Origin of the sequence: Streptomyces sp. SBT349 (genome assembly GCF_001083795.1) — a bacterium.
GTDB lineage: Bacteria > Actinomycetota > Actinomycetes > Streptomycetales > Streptomycetaceae > Streptomyces.
Genome location: NZ_LAVK01000191.1, coordinates 1 through 14,253 on the forward strand (window position 1 = coordinate 1; position 14,253 = coordinate 14,253).

Sequence of the window (14,253 nt, forward strand, 5' to 3'; positions counted from 1 at the left end):
GTGGCGGCTCAGGAGCAGGTGGCGCCGTTCAGGGCGAACGCGGTGGGGTTCCCGGTGTCGCCGGTGTGGGTGGCCTGGTAGCCGATGCTCACGCTCGCGCCGGGGGCGATGGTGCCGTTGTGCGCGGCGTTGCGGGCGGTGACCGCGCCGCTGGAGGGGCTGTAACTCGCGTTCCAGCCCGAGGTGATGGCCTGGCCGGGCGGGAGGGTGAAGCCCAGCGTCCAGCCGCCGACCGCCGTGGTGCCGGTGTTGGTGAGGGTGAGCGAGGCGGTCAGCCCGGTGTTCCACGCGTTGGTGGTCACCGCCACCTCGCAGACCCCGGTGCCCGGGTCGGGGTCGGGATCCGGGTCCGGGTCCGGGTCCGGGTCGCCGCCCGGCTCGTCGAGGCCGAAGTACGCGATGGTCATGGCCGCCTGCCCGCCCATCGGCAGCGAGTGGCCGACGCCCTGGAGGCTGATCGCCTCGACGGGCGCCTGCTCGCCGGTGCCGCCGTAGCGGGTGCGGGTCCAGGACGCCTGGGGGGTGTCCGTGAAGGACGGGGTCTGGCTCACGCCGTGCACGTTGGTCCACTGCTTGATCTGTTCACCGAAGTTCGGGTAGCGCAGCGTGGTGTCCTCGGTGCCGTGCCAGATCTGCATGCGCGGCCTGGCGCCGTTGTATCCGGGGTAGGAGCCGCGGACGAGGTTCCCCCACTCCTGCGGGGTGCGGCTGATCTGGCCGTTGGCGCAGGCCGAGTTCCAGCCCGACCCGTCGGTGGTCGCGAAGCAGGCGAACGGGACGCCCATGTAGGCGGAACCCGCCGCGAACACGTCGGGGTAGTTGCCCAGCAGGACGTTGGTCATCATCCCGCCCGAGGAGGCGCCGGTGACGAAGATCCGGTCCGGGTCGGCGCCGTGGGTGTTCTCGACGTAGGACACCATCGAGCGGATGCCCACGGGGTCGCTGCCCCCGCCGCGGCGCAGCGCCTGCGGGGAGGAGACGTCGAAGCACTGCCCGCTGCGGGTGGCCGAGGGGTAGATCACGATGAAGCCGTGCTGGTCGGCCAGGCGGGCGAACTCGGTGCCCGAGTGGAAGGCCGGTCCCGAGCCGGTGCAGTAGTGCACCGCCACCAGCACGGGCGGCTGCTGCCGGACGGTGTCGGGAACGTACAGGTGCATCCGGAGACCGCTCGGGTTGCTGCCGAAGGCGGTCACCTCGGTGAGGGCCGCCGCCGAGGCGGGGGGCGCGGCGACGACCATCGCCGTGAGCAGCGGGAGGACGGCGCCGAGCAGCGCGGCGCACAGGGCGCGCAGCCGGCGGGTGGGTGGAGGTGACGCGGCTCTGGTGGACATGTCCTGGTGCCCCTTCTGGATGGTGTCGGGGGGTTCGGAACGCGGGTGGTGAACGCCGCCCGGGAGGCGCCCGTGGCGAGGTCAACCGAGCAGTCCCTTCCCGAGCGCGTCCAGGGTGTCGGCGGTCACCCGCTGGGCGACGCCGGAGTGGGCCACGACCGTGGCTCCGTGGAAGGTGCCGCGGTAGAGCCGCACCGCGGCGGGGACTCCGGCGTTCCGCAGCGCCTCGGCGTAGGCCAGCGCCTCGTCGCGCAGCGGGTCGAACTCCATGACCGTCAGTGAGGCGGGCGGCAGTCCGGCCAGGTCGGTGGCGCGGGCCGGGGCGGCGTAGGGGGAGATCCCGGGTGAGCCCGGCGCCCCCGGCCCCAGGTACGCGTCCCAGCTGAGCCGGGCGTTGCGCCGGTTCCACACCGGGGTGTCGGTGAACTGCCGCGCGCTGACGGTGGCCAGCCGGTCGTCGAGCGCCGGGCTGTGCAGGTGCTGGTGGCGGATCGCGGGCCCGCCCAGGTCGCGGGCGAGCAGGGCGGTCCCGGCGGCGAGGCCGCCGCCCGCGCTGTCGCCCCACAGCGCGATCCGTTCCGGGTCGACGCCGAGTTCGCGCGCGTTCTCGGCCAGCCAGCTCAGGACGGCGTAGCAGTCGTCGAGGGCGGCGGGGAAGGGGTGTTCCGGGGCGAGGCGGTAGTCGACCGCGACGACCACGGCGGGCAGTCGCCTGCACAGCAGCACATTGGTGTCGTGGTCGACGTCGGGCGATCCGAGGACGAAGCCGCCGCCGTGGAGGCTGAGGACGGCGGGCAGCGGGCCCGGCTCGTTCAGCGGGCGGTGGATGCGCACCGGGACCTTCGGCACGCCCTCGGGGCCGGGCACCCGCGTCCCCCACAGCTCGACGCCGGGGTCGTCCTCCCCGGCGCGGGCCGCGGCCAGCTCGGCGGCCTGGGCCGCGCGGGCGGCGGCCACGTCACTGATGTCGACCTCGGCCATCATGGCCACGGCGGCGGCCAGTTCGGGGTCGAGGGGGTAACGCATGCGGATCCTCCGTCCCGACGCCCCGGAACGGCGTCGCGTCTCGAACGGTCCCACCGCGGGCGACGCAGCGTCATCAGACACGCGTCGGGGAAAGGGAGGGTGCCCCCCGACAGCCGCGCACGGGAGGGGTGGCGGGGCGGATCGGCGGGGCGGTCGCGGAAAACCGTTTGCGGTCACGGCCCGCGGCCGGATACACCTCACCGGGGACCCCGCCACCAGGGCCGGGGCCATCACAGCGAAAGGAGGGAGAAGCCCATGTTCCGCACGATCACCGCGTTTGTCCCCTCCCGGGGCGCGGACCACGTCTGACCCCGGGGCGGATGGGCGCTCTCACCGGAGTGTGCAGAAGCCATGACCATCCAACCTGTCGACATTCCCGGCGGCCGGCTCCTCGTCGAGTCGGACGGCGCCGGTGACCCGGTCGTCGTCCTGCTCCACGCGGGGGTGACGGACAAGGCCCTGTGGGACGGGGTCGTTCCGGCACTGGCCGAGAGCCGCCGCGTCGTCCGCTACGACCTGCGGGGGTTCGGCGCCTCGTCGCCGCCCGCCGCCCCGTTCACGCACGCGGACGACCTGCTGTCCCTCCTGGACGCGCTGGAGGTGGAACGCGCCGTGCTGGTGGGCGCCTCGCTCGGCGCCCGGGTGGCGCTGGAGTTCGCCGCGTCGCACCCCGGCCGCGTCGCCGGCCTGGCGCTGTTCGCCTCCCCGCTCCCCCGGCACGACCGGTCCCCGGCGATGCGGGCCTATGCCGAGGCCGAGGACGCCGCGTTGAACGCCGGTGACCTCGACGCCGCGGTGCGGCTCAACCTGGACATGTGGGTGCGCGGCCCCTCCCGCGCCTGGGACGAACGGCTGCGCGGCCACGCCGCGTCGGTGCGGGAGGGGCTCCGCGTCTCCCTGGAGCACCAGCACCTCACCGACACCTGGGAGGAGATCGCGAGGCCCGATCTCGTCGAGGTGCTCGGTGAGATCGACGTCCCCGCCCTGGTGGCGGTCGGGAGCGACGACGTCCCCGACTTCGTGGAGATCGCCGGCCGCCTGGCCGCGGAGCTGCCCCGCGCCCGCCCGGTGCGGCTGCCCGGCACCGGCCACCTGATCGCCACCGAACGCCCCAAGGAGACCGCGGACATCCTGCTCACCTTCCTCACGGAACTCCCGACCCCCTGACCGAACCCGAGCGACAACGCCCCCGGCCACCGGCCGGGGGCGCCGCCCGTCAGGCGCGGGGGGTGCGGAGGGTGCGGAGGGGGTGGAGGCGTTTCCAGGAGAGGAGGGCCCACAGGGCCGCGGTGCCCGAGGCCCAGAGGGCGGACTGGCGCGTGGTGTCGAGCTCCTCCGGCAGCGTCGGGGGGAAGGAGCCGTCCGGGTCCTCCAGCACGGTGACGCGGTCGAGCACGTTGAACGTCCGGTCGCGCGGGGCGAGTTCGCCGCCCGCGATCACGCCCATCCCGTCGGAGCGGTGGAGCGAGTACGCGGTGCCGGGATCCTCGGGTCCCCGGTCGCGCTCCGCCATGACCACGGCCTCGACCCGTTCCCCGCGCCGCTCCTTCGTCAGGTCCGTCCAGGCCGCGCCGCCCGTGGCGCCGGTCAGCCAGCCGGCGAGGACCAGCAGGACCACCGCGGGGACCGGGGCGACCCGTAACAGCCCGAACAGCAGCCAGGTCAGTGCGGCCAGCGCGGCGGCGGCGAGCGGGCCCGCGATGAGCCAGCCCCACTCGTCGGCCGCCAGCCACAGCGCCGGCGCCGCGCCGGCCACCGCCAGCGTGGGAAGGAGTGCCCTCCCCGGGCCGTGCGGTCGTTCGGTCCTGGCACCCCGGTGTGGGCGGGCCGTGGACGTCTCCATTGACTGTCCCCCGTTCGTCGTCCGGGGAAGGATACGGCGCGCAACGTGTCCGCCGGAGTGCGCGGAGTGAGGTAGTCGGGGAGAACGGCGCGGAGTTCGGGGATGTCTGATGAACTCCGCGCCGCGGGCGGTCAGGCGTGGGGGTCGAACGGGATGCCGGACGGCATGGCCCCGGCCAGGTGGTTGCCGAAGTTGCCGTCCTTCAGGCCGAAGACGGCGCTGCCGAAGTCGGCCTGGCTGAGCCTGTCGCGGTAGTCGGACGGGTAGCCCTCCCAGCCCACGAGGCGGGGGAACTGCCATCCGCCGTGGTGGTTCTCCGGCGGCTCGTCGCCGGAGTTGGCGAGGCGGAAGGCGTGCGAGCCCAGTCCGTCCTTGTGGTAGACGACCTTGGGGTGGGTCCCGTCGAACTGAACCGCGGAGGCGGGCGCGACGGAGAACGAGCCGTGGGCGGAGGTCGCCACGTACTGGACCTGGTCGTTCTGCACCCACACCACGACGTGTTCCCAGTCGTGCCGGTGGCCGATGGCGCCGGGGCCCAGGGTGACCTGATCCTTCTCGAAGTAGAGGCCGTACAGGATCGCGCACCAGCCGTTGTTGCACTTCGAGCGCGCGTACCCGTTGGTGTTGTCGAGGTCGGAGGCGTCGCGGCACTGGCCGTTGACGTCGCCGCCGAGGGCGAGGCCGGGGGCGATCGCCCCGTCGGCGCCGATGGCCGGAGTGGGGTAGCAGCCGTCCGTGTCGTAGTCGTAGGCGGGCTGGAACGTCTGCTCCAGGCCGCTCGCGTTGGCGGGGAGGGCCCCGGGCGGGTCCGCGAGGGCGGTGCCGGGGAAGACGAAGACCAGCGCGACCGCGCAGGCGAAGCCGACGAACGATATCCGCCCGAGCCGCCTTCGTCGTGTGGGGGTGGGTGACATTCCGAGGCTCACGGTGGTCCTCCTGATCGACCACGGCGCGGGCCGGTGGTCCTGGTGGGTTGCCTCCGAGGCGAGAGGCTAGCCGCTGGTCCCGCACCCATCTCCGTTGCAGAGGTGAAGAGTTGGCGAACCAATCGAGAAGGCCGGGCGCTGCCCGGCACGTGGCGCGCGCCGCTACCGCAGCGTCGCGGTGAGGCTGCGGCCGTGGGTGTGGCGGGTGGTGACCTCGACGCGGGTGCCGCCGAGCCCCCGGCCGACGCGGACCCCCCCGTCGGCGGCGAGCGCCCGCAGCCTCCTGCCGCGGATCGTGACGGTGACGGTGTCCCGTTCCGTGGTGGGGTCGGCCACCGCGATCGCGACCGTGCCGTCGCGCGCCTCCCGCAGGATCACCGACGCGGGGCCCTCGACCAGGAGCGGTCCGGCCCGGTGCCGCCCCGGCGCGAAGGTGTTGACCGCGACGATGCCGAGGCCGGCGTGGCGCACCGCCTGGGCCCGGACCGTGTTGACCAGGACGGACAACGGCCCCCCGGTGGGGGACCCGGACGACGCGGACTCCCCCGACGACCCGTACGAGGCCAGGCGGCGCTCGGAGGCGTTCGGGACCAGCGCGCAGGCCAGCGACGAGCGCCGGGCGCCCTCGGCCCGTTCGACGGCCAGGGAGAAGACCTGCTTGGTCACCGCCGTGTCGGGGTTGGCCGCGCGGACGGCGCGGCGGCTCTCGGTGACCGTGTCGAGCGCGACGGTGGGGTGGTGGCCGTCCAGGAAGACGTACCCGATGGCGGTGGAGCGGGCGGTGTTGGCGTAACGGAGCCACGCGAGCGGGGCGGTGCCGGTGCCGGACCAGGCGGTGCCGTCGCGGAGTTCGCCGGTGAGCTCGACGCCGTCGGCCGGGTCGGCGATCCGGGTGTCGAGGGTGGAGGTCACGGCCCGCCCCTCGGCGTCGCCCACGCCCGCCGCCAGCAGCACGATCTCCTCGTCGAACATGAACCACGACTTCGTCACCCCGGCGTTGCGGTAGGCCACGAAGTCGCCCGGCAGCCCGCCCGCCCGCCGGGCGGCGTACGCGGCGTCGTCGGACTGGACGAGCCCGGCCGCGCCGTACGCGCCGAGGCTCGCGCCGCCGGAGAAGGCGTGGGTGCCGCGGGGGAAGTAGACATAGGTGTTCTGCGACTCGGAGGACGAGGTGAACCCGGCCTCCGGGTTGTCGTACCAGAAGCCGCCGTACAGCTCGGGGACGGTCAGGCGGTTCTCGGCGGCGGTGGTGACCCCGGCGAGGCGGTAGGGAGAGACGGTCGTGTAGTAGTCGACGCCGAAGACCTGGGTCTGGTCCTCCCCGGCGAGGTAGAGGTAGTGGGCGCCGTCGCCCTGGAACCACGGCCTCAGGTTCTCGCCGTTCATGTACTCGTACTTGCTGATCCGCGTAGAACTCCGGGCGACGGCGAAGGCGTAGCCGGGGCGCCGGTGGACGGTCTTGTCCATCGCGTTGAACGCGGCGTGCCGCTCCGGGGGGTTGAGGTCGGCGGCCGGGGCGGGCGAGGAGGCGAGGATGTCGGCGTAACGGGCCGTGGTCACCGGGGAGACGAAGGCCGAGGGGTCGGGGGCGACGGGCGAGGTCTCCCGCACGTACTTGAGGTAGCCCTCCAGTGCCGTGGCGTCCGCGCCGGTCGCGTGGCCCGAGAGGTCGGTGACGGCCTCGACGACCGTGGCGACGGCGGCGTACCCGGTGGTGGTCCGGGAGACCGCGCGCCCGCGGACGATCTCCATCATCCAGCCCTCGAAGACGACCGGGGCGAAGCCGTCGGCCACCCAGCCGTGGACGACGCCGACGAGCCCGGCGGCGGGGAGCCCGGCGCCGGCGAGGTAGCCGGTGCCTTCGAGGACCTTGATGGTCTGAACGACCCGGCTGAGCAGGGCCGTTCCGTAGGAGCCGGTGTAGGCGACGGAGGCGTGCTGGATGAACGAACCGTCCGCGTAGAAGCCGTCCGTGACGCCGTGCCGCAGGTCGTACGGGTCGACCGTCGCGTAGACGGTGAGCTGGTCGGCGACGGCCTTGGTGACGCGGGCGTCGTCGTCCAGGACGGCGCCCTGGAGGATCCGGTTCGTGGTGATGTCGGCGAGGTTGGCGCCGGTGTGGAAGCGCGAGCCGAGGTCGACGTCGCCGTCCTTCCCGTTGCGCAGGTAGGCGTCCATCGAGGCGGCGTACGCGGCGGTGAGATCGGGGGCGTGGGCGGCGAGATCGTCCCTGAGCAGGAGGAGCGTCTTGCTCACATGGGCGGAGATGCCGATCTCCCAGTTGAACCAGTTGCCGTAGTAGCCGCGCGCCTGGTCGCCGTAGTAGGTGTCGTGGAGGTGGCGCAGGCCGTCGATGACCCGGCGCCGGACGGCCGCGTCGCCGCGGAGGCGGGACGGCGTGTCGCCGGGCACGCACGTCGCGAGGGCGATCTCGTAGAGGTACTGGAACGACGCGTTGAGGTTGCCGTCGCTGGTGCCGAGGGGGAGATCCCGGAACAGCTCCCCGGGCCCGGCGCCGTCCATCGCGGCGAGCCGGGTCACGGCGGTCGCCTCGATGGACGCCAGCTTGGCGGCGACCTCGGGGCGGGCGTTGGAGTCGGCGGTGCCCGCGAAGATCGCGGTGGTGTTGGCGATCAGGAGGGCGCGGTCCTCGGCCGTCCCCGCCGGGGCCGCGGCCCCGGCGGGCGCGCCGCCCGGCCGCGCCGCGGCCCACGCGGGGGACGAGGCCGTCCCGGCCACCAGACCGGCCGCGGGGAACGCCGTCAGCAGGGCACGTCGCGAGATCCGCACGGGCAACGCTCCAATGTTCGACCGACCGTCTGTACCGGAAAGCGGCTGCCCATCCAACCAACGCCGTGTCCGCGTGTCACTACCACGGACGCGGCGATCGCCGTGCCGCCGGGAACGAACGGGAGGCGAACGAGGCGGACGCGCCGCGCGCCGGGCGCGGCGGCTGTGTGACCATCGCCGCACCGTTCGGCGGCCTTCCTCCGGGGGCCGGTGGGCGGGTGCGGGTGCGGCGAGGAGCGAAGGAGTGAGGCCGGTGCGGGCAGTGGTGGTCGAGGAGTTCGGGGCGGTGCCCGGGATACGGGAGGTGCCCGATCCGGTGCCGTCCCCCGCCGGGGTGGTGGTGCGGGTGGCGGCGACGGGCCTGTGCCGCAGCGACTGGCACGGCTGGATGGGCCACGACGACGGCATCGCCCTGCCGCACGTCCCGGGGCACGAACTGGCGGGCGTGGTCGAGGAGGTGGGCCCTGAGGTCGTCACCTGGCGCGTCGGGGACCGGGTCACCGTGCCCTTCGTCTGCGCCTGCGGGCGCTGCGCGGCCTGCGCGGCGGGCGATCAGCAGGTGTGCGAACGCCAGGAGCAGCCGGGATTCACCGGCTGGGGGTCGTTCGCCGAGTACGTCGCCCTGCACCGGGCCGACGTCAATCTCGTCGCCGTCCCCGAGGGGATGGCCGATGTCACCGCGGCGGGCCTCGGCTGCCGTTTCGCCACCGCCCACCGCGCCGTCGTGGCCCAGGGGCGCGTCCGGGCGGGCGAGTGGGTGGCCGTCCACGGCTGCGGCGGCCTCGGGCTCTCGGCGGTGATGATCGCGTCGGCCTGCGGCGCCCGGGTGGTCGCGGTCGACGTCGCCCCCCGCGCGCTGGAGCTGGCCCGTGGGTTCGGCGCCGCCGTGTGCGTGAACGCCTCGGCGACCGGCGGCGGGGTGGCCGAGGCGGTGCGGGAGGTGACGGGCGGCGGCGCGCACGTCTCCCTCGACGCCTTCGGCTCCGCGGCGACGTGCGCCGCGTCGGTGGCGAGCCTGCGGGCGCGCGGCAGGCATGTGCAGGTCGGCCTGCTGCCGGGCGGGGCGGCCGTCGCGATGGACCGGGTGGTCGCGCTGGAGCTCGAACTCCTGGGCAGCCACGGGATGGCCGCGCACGCCTACCCGGAGATGATGCGCCAGGTCGAGGCCGGGCTGCTGCGCCCCGATCTGCTGGTCTCCTCGGTCATCGGGCTCGACGAGGCACCGGCCGCGCTGGCGGCGATGAGCGGGGGCGCGCACGCGGGGATCACCGTCATCACCCCGCACGGCGGGTGAGAACGATGCCCTCGGCGGGCGCGCATGAGCGAGGGGTCCACGCGGGTAGAATGCAATGGACATGACAACACCACGCGCAACCGCCGGAGGTGCTCCCGTATGCCACGCCGTCCGGGGCGGCTCGTCGCCGTCCCCGCCGCGCTCGCCGCGTCCCTGACCCTCGCCGCCGCCGTCCCCGCGCAGGCGGACCCGGTCGTCCCCGACCACGCCGTCATCGTCTGCCAGAGCGCCAGCTTCTACGACAACTACGACAGCTCCTCGGGCCCCACCGGCCTCAAGCGCACGCTCGGCCAGGGCGACAAGGTCGGCCACACCCGCGGCGCGCACCCGGTCTACAACGGCTGGGCGGCCACGTTCGACTTCGGCCCCAACGACTGGGGCTATGTGCGCTACGAGTGCCTGGGCGGGTGGGGATCGTGGTGACCCGCCGCGCCCTGGCCGCCCTCGGCACCACCGCCGCCGCCCTCACCCTGGCCGCCGGGCCGACCGCGACGCCCGCGCACGCGGCCAACGGCACGCCGGGCGAGCGCGAGACCGTCTGCGCCGACAGCCTCTTCGTCCGCACCGAACCACTCGGCGCCTGGATGGGCACGCTCTACCGCCCGCAGACCTTCCTGGTGGAACGCGTCTCCGGCGGCTGGGCGTACGGCTTCGCCTACGGCGACATCAACCGCCACGGCTGGGTCCAGGACGGCTGGTTCTGCTGATCCCGCGCTGACACAGCCGGTCCCACCGATCCCGCCGATCCGCGCGCCCGGCCGCACCCGGCGGCCGGGCGCGCGGATACAGTCACGGGCAACAGGCCACGGCCGGCGGGTGCGGTGGCGCGCGGGAAGGGTGGCAGCGTGTCGGCACGGATCACCGAGCACCGTCTCGGCGAGGTCCCCTGGCTGGTGGTGAACGGGGAGCGGGGCGAGGCGTTCCGGCTGCTCGGGGAGCGCGCGGCGGACCGGATCCGCGCCGTCGCGGGGGAGAGCGCGACGATCCGCGAGCTGCGCGCCCGCGCGGAGGCGCCGCGGGCCGCCGGCCACCTCGCGACGGTGCGCGAACGGAGCCGTGCCGCCTACCCGGAGCACTGGGCCGAGCTCGCCGCCCTGGCCGAGGGCTCCGGCGTCCCGCTCGACGACCTGGTCCTGCTCAACCTGCGCGGGGACCTCGGCGCCGAGGACGGGACCGGCTGCACCGACGTGGCGTTCAGCGACGAGCACGCGGACGTGGTGGCGCACAACGAGGACGGCGCGCCGGAGCTGGTCGACCAGGGCGTGGTGCTGACCCTCGCGCTGGACGGCGAGCCGTCCGTGACGGTGTGGTGGCTGCCCGGGTTCCTGCCCGCCAACACCTTCGTGGTGACCGAGCACGGCCTCGTCTGGGGCATCGACCACATCGGCGTCGTCACCCCGGCCGCCGCGCCCGGCCGCCACTTCGTCGCGCGGTCGATGCAACGGTGCCGGACCGTCGCGGAGGTGACGGACCACCTGGGCGCCCATCCCAGCGCGGGGGGCTTCGCCTACACCGTGGGCCAGGTGGGCCGCCGTGACACCCGGCAGATCGAGGCGGCGGCCGGGCACTGCGCGCACGTCGCCGCCGGGCCCGGCCATCCCGGCATCCTGTGGCACACCAACCACCTCCGCCGGCTGACGCGGGTGCCGGACGCGCCGCGGCCCGACAGCCTGGCGCGCGCGGAGGTGGCCGCCACCTGGACCGTTCCCGAGGAGGAGCCGGTGGACTGGTGCCTGCGGGTGCTGGCGGAGACGCCGGCCCCGCTGGGCGTACGCCGGGACGCCGCCGGCGAGGATCCCCTGGTCACGCTGGCGACGATGGTCGTCGACCTCAGGAGCGGGATGGCGACGGTGGCGCCGCGCGCCCGGCAGGCCGCCACCCTTCCCGTCGAGGACCTCGCCCGCGGCATCCCCGACCGGCAGCGCCGCCGGACGATGACCGGCCCCGCGACGACGGATCCCGCTACCGGGACGACGGACGGCGGAGCGGAGTGAAGGCGGTTCTCTTCGGGGCGTCCGGCATGGTCGGCCAGGGCGTTCTGCGCGCGTGCCTGCTGGACGACCGGGTCGAGGGCGTCGTGCTGGTGACCCGTTCCCCCCTCGGCAGGCGGCACCCGAAGCTCAGGGAGATCGTCCACCGGGACTTCACCGACTTCTCGGCGATCGAGGACCAACTCACCGGCCTGGACGCCTGCTTCTACTGCCTCGGGGTCTCGGCCGCGGGCCGCGGCGCCGACGAGTACCGCCTCGTCACCCACACCTACACCCTCGCGGCGGCCCAGGCGCTCGCCCGGCACAACCCGGCCCTGACCTTCGTCTATGTCTCGGGCGAGGGCACCGACGGCACCGGGCAGGCCCGCGCCGCGTGGGCCCGGGTGAAGGGCGAGACGGAGAACGACCTGCTCGCCATGGACTTCCACGCCTACATGTTCCGGCCCGGCTGGATCCAGCCCCGGCACAAGGAGCGGTCGCGGACCCGCTGGTACCGGGTGATGTACCGGCTGACGTCCTGGCTCTTCCCGGTGATGCGCAGGCTGGCGCCCCGGCACACCACCACCACCGAGCACATGGGCCGGGCCATGATCGCCGTGGCCGGACTCGGCGGGGCCGGACCGCGCATTCTCCACAGTCCCGAGATCAATCGCCTCGGCGCCTGATCTCCGCCATTCCGCGCGTTTCCGGCTCATTAACGCGCATGAATCGGCGAATCCCCCTCGCGCTCTTTTGATTGCGCCCGGAGACCAGCCTCCGGGGCATATGCCGTGCGGCAGCTGAAGCACGCGACATCTTCGCGCGCCCCCGGCTACGCCCTTCGCTCCGTTCTTTGTCGAGATATCGGAGCCATAACGGCAGCGCCATCGGTGAGACTCTTCGTGCGCGACTTTCGGGACGAGTGCACGCGCTGCCTAGGAAGCGGAGAAAACGTGATCCGGATACTGCTGGTGCACGACACCACCCTGCTGCGTTCCGCGCTGACCTCGCTGGTCCAAGGGGAAGGGGACATCGACGTGGTGGCCGCCAGCTGGGAGGAGGCGTCGGGGAAGGCGTCCTGGCGCCACGCGGACGTGTGCCTGGTGGACATGGACTGTCCTGGCTTCTTGCGCGCGGCCTCCGGCGCGGACCTGCCCCGCCAGGAGGCCGCCACGGGCGCCGGGTTGCTGGTGCTGGTCAGGGCGGGGAAGCCGGGGCTGCTGCGCCAGGCGCACGCGGCGCGCGCGCTGGGTTACGTCAGCAAGGACGCGCCGCCCGAGCGGCTGCTGCGCGCGATACGCCAGGTCGCCGCGGGGCACCGCTTCGTGGACGACGAGCTGGCCTGCGACTTCCTGTCGGCCGCCGAAATGCCGCTGACCAGACAGGAGTTGAACGTGCTGTCACTCGCGGCCGACGGCGCCCCGGTGGCCGAGATCGCCACGAGCCTCTGGCTGGCCGAGGGCACGGTGCGCAATTACCTGGCGGCCATCATCCGCAAGACCGGGGCCCGCAACCGCGTGGACGCCATCCGCATCTCCCACCGGGCCGGCTGGGTCTGACCAGCCGCCGACCAGGTCGCGGTAGAGGGCGGAGCGCTCCAGCAGTTCGCGGTGGGTGCCGCAGACGGCGTCGGGGCCGTCGAGCAGCAGGACGCGCTCCGCCCTGACGGCCGAGGTGATGCGGTGGGCGATGACCACCAGGGTGCCCCCCGGGCGCCGGGCGAACGCCTCCTCCGCCCGCGCCTCGGCGGCCGGGTCGAGGTGGCAGGTCGCCTCGTCCAGGACGGCGACCGGCGCGGGTGCCAGCCAGGCCCGGACGAGGGCGAGCGACTGCCGTTCCCCCGAGGACAGGCGCGCCGGGTCCACCCGTCCGCGCGGCCCGCCGAGGCGGGCGACGAGCGCGGCGGCCCCGACGGCGGACGCGGCGGCGAGCAGGGCCTCGTCGGGGACCGGCCGCGGGCAGAGGTAGGCGAGGTTGTCGGCGACGCTGCCGGTGAAGACGTACGCCTCCTGGGGGATGAGCACCCGCGCCGAGGGGTCCCGCCCGGTGACCGGGAGTCCCCCGACGCGGACCTCGCCCGCGTCGGGGGTCAGCAGCCCGGCGACCAGGCCGGCCAGCGTGGACTTGCCCGTGCCGCTCGGACCGACCACGGCCAGGTGGCCGCCGGCGGGAACGGTCAGATTCAGGCCACGCAGCACAGGCCGGGACCCGCCCCCGTAGGAGAAGGTGACCTCCCGCAGGGCCAGCGCCTCGGGCCGGAACGCCGCCGCGGACCGGGCCCGCTCCTCCGGCGGCCCGGTGGGCCCGGCGCCGGGGGGCGTGCGCGGAGGCGCCGGGGCGGGGACGGGCCGGAGGAGGTGGCCGGTCACGACGGCGAGCCTGGCCCCCGCCGCGCCGACGCCGCCGACCAGGCTCTGGAGGGCGGGCAGCAGGGCCTGGGTCAGGAAGGTGAGGGCGCCGACCAGTTCGCCGGGCGTCACGCCTCCTTCCCTCAGCCGGGGCGCCAGGAACAGCAGGAGGACGAGGGGCAGATGGCCGCCCAGCGCGGGCGCCACCACGCGGACCGTCCCGAACCGCGCGAGCGAGGCCGCGGCCCGGCGCTCGCCGTCGACGCGCTCCGCCACCGTGCGCCCGGCGTGCTCCTCGGCCCCGCAGGCGACGACGTCCCGCAGCCCGGAGACCAGCTCCCCCACGGCGGAGGCCAGGTCCTCGTCGGCCCCCAGCACGGCGCGCTGCCGCCGGGCCAGCGGGCGCAGGGAGCAGGCGAAGACGGCGAGCCCCAGCAGCAGCGCGGGGACGACGACGAGGAGGAACACGGGGGCCAGCCACAGGAGTCCGGCCAGCGCGCCGACGGAGGTGAACACGAGCGTGGACGCCGTCAGGATCAGCCCCGCGAAGCTGTCCCTGGCGATCTCGACCTGGTGGGTGAGGCGGGAGACGACCGGGGTCCCGTCCGCGCGCCCGGCGCGCACCGCCTGGTCGATGCCGCGCTCGACGACCGCCACCACGAGGGCGTCGCGCAGCGGCTCGGCCAGCGCCCCGGCCGCCCGGTGGACGCGGGCGCGCTGGGCAC

The 14,253-nt window shown here is 74.6% G+C and carries 12 protein-coding genes and 1 pseudogene; 7 read left to right on the forward strand and 6 right to left on the reverse strand.

What is annotated here, in order from left to right:
• Positions 1-8: 8 nt before the first annotated feature.
• Complete coding sequence (locus ADY01_RS21915) at positions 9-1,331, reverse strand: PHB depolymerase family esterase (RefSeq protein ID WP_049576370.1); 1,323 nt, start codon at positions 1,329-1,331, stop codon at positions 9-11.
• An 81-nt stretch (positions 1,332-1,412) separates the two neighbouring features.
• Positions 1,413-2,357 carry an alpha/beta hydrolase gene (locus tag ADY01_RS21920; protein WP_049576373.1) on the reverse strand — a complete coding sequence of 315 codons (945 nt, stop codon included), beginning with the start codon at positions 2,355-2,357 and terminating at the stop codon, positions 1,413-1,415.
• 351 nt (positions 2,358-2,708) lie between these two features.
• On the opposite strand from ADY01_RS21920, the gene ADY01_RS21925 reads away from it, so the two are divergent.
• Complete coding sequence (locus tag ADY01_RS21925) at positions 2,709-3,524, forward strand: alpha/beta fold hydrolase (protein WP_049576376.1); 816 nt, start codon at positions 2,709-2,711, stop codon at positions 3,522-3,524.
• 49 nt (positions 3,525-3,573) lie between these two features.
• On the opposite strand, the gene ADY01_RS21930 is transcribed toward ADY01_RS21925, so the two are convergent.
• From ADY01_RS21930 to ADY01_RS21940, 3 genes are all read right to left on the reverse strand, one after another.
• Complete coding sequence (locus ADY01_RS21930; protein WP_159001331.1) at positions 3,574-4,200, reverse strand: hypothetical protein; 627 nt, start codon at positions 4,198-4,200, stop codon at positions 3,574-3,576.
• Between the two features lie 131 nt (positions 4,201-4,331).
• On the reverse strand, positions 4,332-5,114 hold the full coding sequence (locus tag ADY01_RS21935) for an NPP1 family protein (protein ID WP_049576381.1): 783 nt from the start codon (positions 5,112-5,114) through the stop codon (positions 4,332-4,334).
• Positions 5,115-5,288: 174 nt separating this feature from the next.
• On the reverse strand, positions 5,289-7,916 hold the full coding sequence (locus tag ADY01_RS21940; protein ID WP_049576384.1) for a polysaccharide lyase family 8 super-sandwich domain-containing protein: 2,628 nt from the start codon (positions 7,914-7,916) through the stop codon (positions 5,289-5,291).
• A 253-nt stretch (positions 7,917-8,169) separates the two neighbouring features.
• On the opposite strand from ADY01_RS21940, the gene ADY01_RS21945 reads away from it, so the two are divergent.
• From ADY01_RS21945 to ADY01_RS41865, 6 genes and pseudogenes are all read left to right on the forward strand, one after another.
• On the forward strand, positions 8,170-9,210 hold the full coding sequence (locus tag ADY01_RS21945) for an alcohol dehydrogenase catalytic domain-containing protein (protein ID WP_049576386.1): 1,041 nt from the start codon (positions 8,170-8,172) through the stop codon (positions 9,208-9,210).
• Between the two features lie 99 nt (positions 9,211-9,309).
• Complete coding sequence (locus ADY01_RS21950) at positions 9,310-9,633, forward strand: hypothetical protein (protein WP_049576388.1); 324 nt, start codon at positions 9,310-9,312, stop codon at positions 9,631-9,633.
• Entirely contained in the window at positions 9,627-9,917 is a 291-nt protein-coding gene (locus tag ADY01_RS21955; protein ID WP_049576397.1) for a hypothetical protein, read from the forward strand. The genes ADY01_RS21950 and ADY01_RS21955 overlap by 7 nt, the downstream gene beginning before the upstream one ends.
• Positions 9,918-10,055: 138 nt before the next feature.
• Positions 10,056-11,204: a C45 family autoproteolytic acyltransferase/hydolase gene (locus ADY01_RS21960; RefSeq protein WP_049576391.1), complete on the forward strand. Its 1,149-nt coding sequence runs from the start codon at positions 10,056-10,058 to the stop codon at positions 11,202-11,204.
• Positions 11,201-11,866, forward strand: coding sequence for an NAD-dependent epimerase/dehydratase family protein (locus tag ADY01_RS21965; protein ID WP_049576392.1), 666 nt, complete (start codon positions 11,201-11,203; stop codon positions 11,864-11,866). Before ADY01_RS21960 ends, ADY01_RS21965 begins: the two co-directional genes overlap by 4 nt.
• A gap of 423 nt (positions 11,867-12,289) precedes the next feature.
• Positions 12,290-12,655, forward strand: a pseudogene (locus ADY01_RS41865) (LuxR C-terminal-related transcriptional regulator); the annotation flags it as partial.
• Here ADY01_RS41865 and ADY01_RS21970 read toward each other — a convergent pair.
• A partial coding sequence (locus tag ADY01_RS21970) for an ABC transporter ATP-binding protein (RefSeq protein ID WP_049576395.1) occupies positions 12,581-14,253 on the reverse strand: 1,673 nt, incomplete at its 5' end. The pseudogene ADY01_RS41865 and the gene ADY01_RS21970 overlap by 75 nt on opposite strands.

Coding starts and splice junctions, on each gene's coding strand:
- ADY01_RS21915 (WP_049576370.1), bottom strand. CDS start 1,331: ATGTCCACCAGAGCCGCGTCACCTCCACCCACCCGCCGGCTGCGCGCC.
- ADY01_RS21920 (WP_049576373.1), bottom strand. CDS start 2,357: ATGCGTTACCCCCTCGACCCCGAACTGGCCGCCGCCGTGGCCATGATG.
- ADY01_RS21925 (WP_049576376.1), top strand. CDS start 2,709: ATGACCATCCAACCTGTCGACATTCCCGGCGGCCGGCTCCTCGTCGAG.
- ADY01_RS21930 (WP_159001331.1), bottom strand. CDS start 4,200: ATGGAGACGTCCACGGCCCGCCCACACCGGGGTGCCAGGACCGAACGA.
- ADY01_RS21935 (WP_049576381.1), bottom strand. CDS start 5,114: ATGTCACCCACCCCCACACGACGAAGGCGGCTCGGGCGGATATCGTTC.
- ADY01_RS21950 (WP_049576388.1), top strand. CDS start 9,310: ATGCCACGCCGTCCGGGGCGGCTCGTCGCCGTCCCCGCCGCGCTCGCC.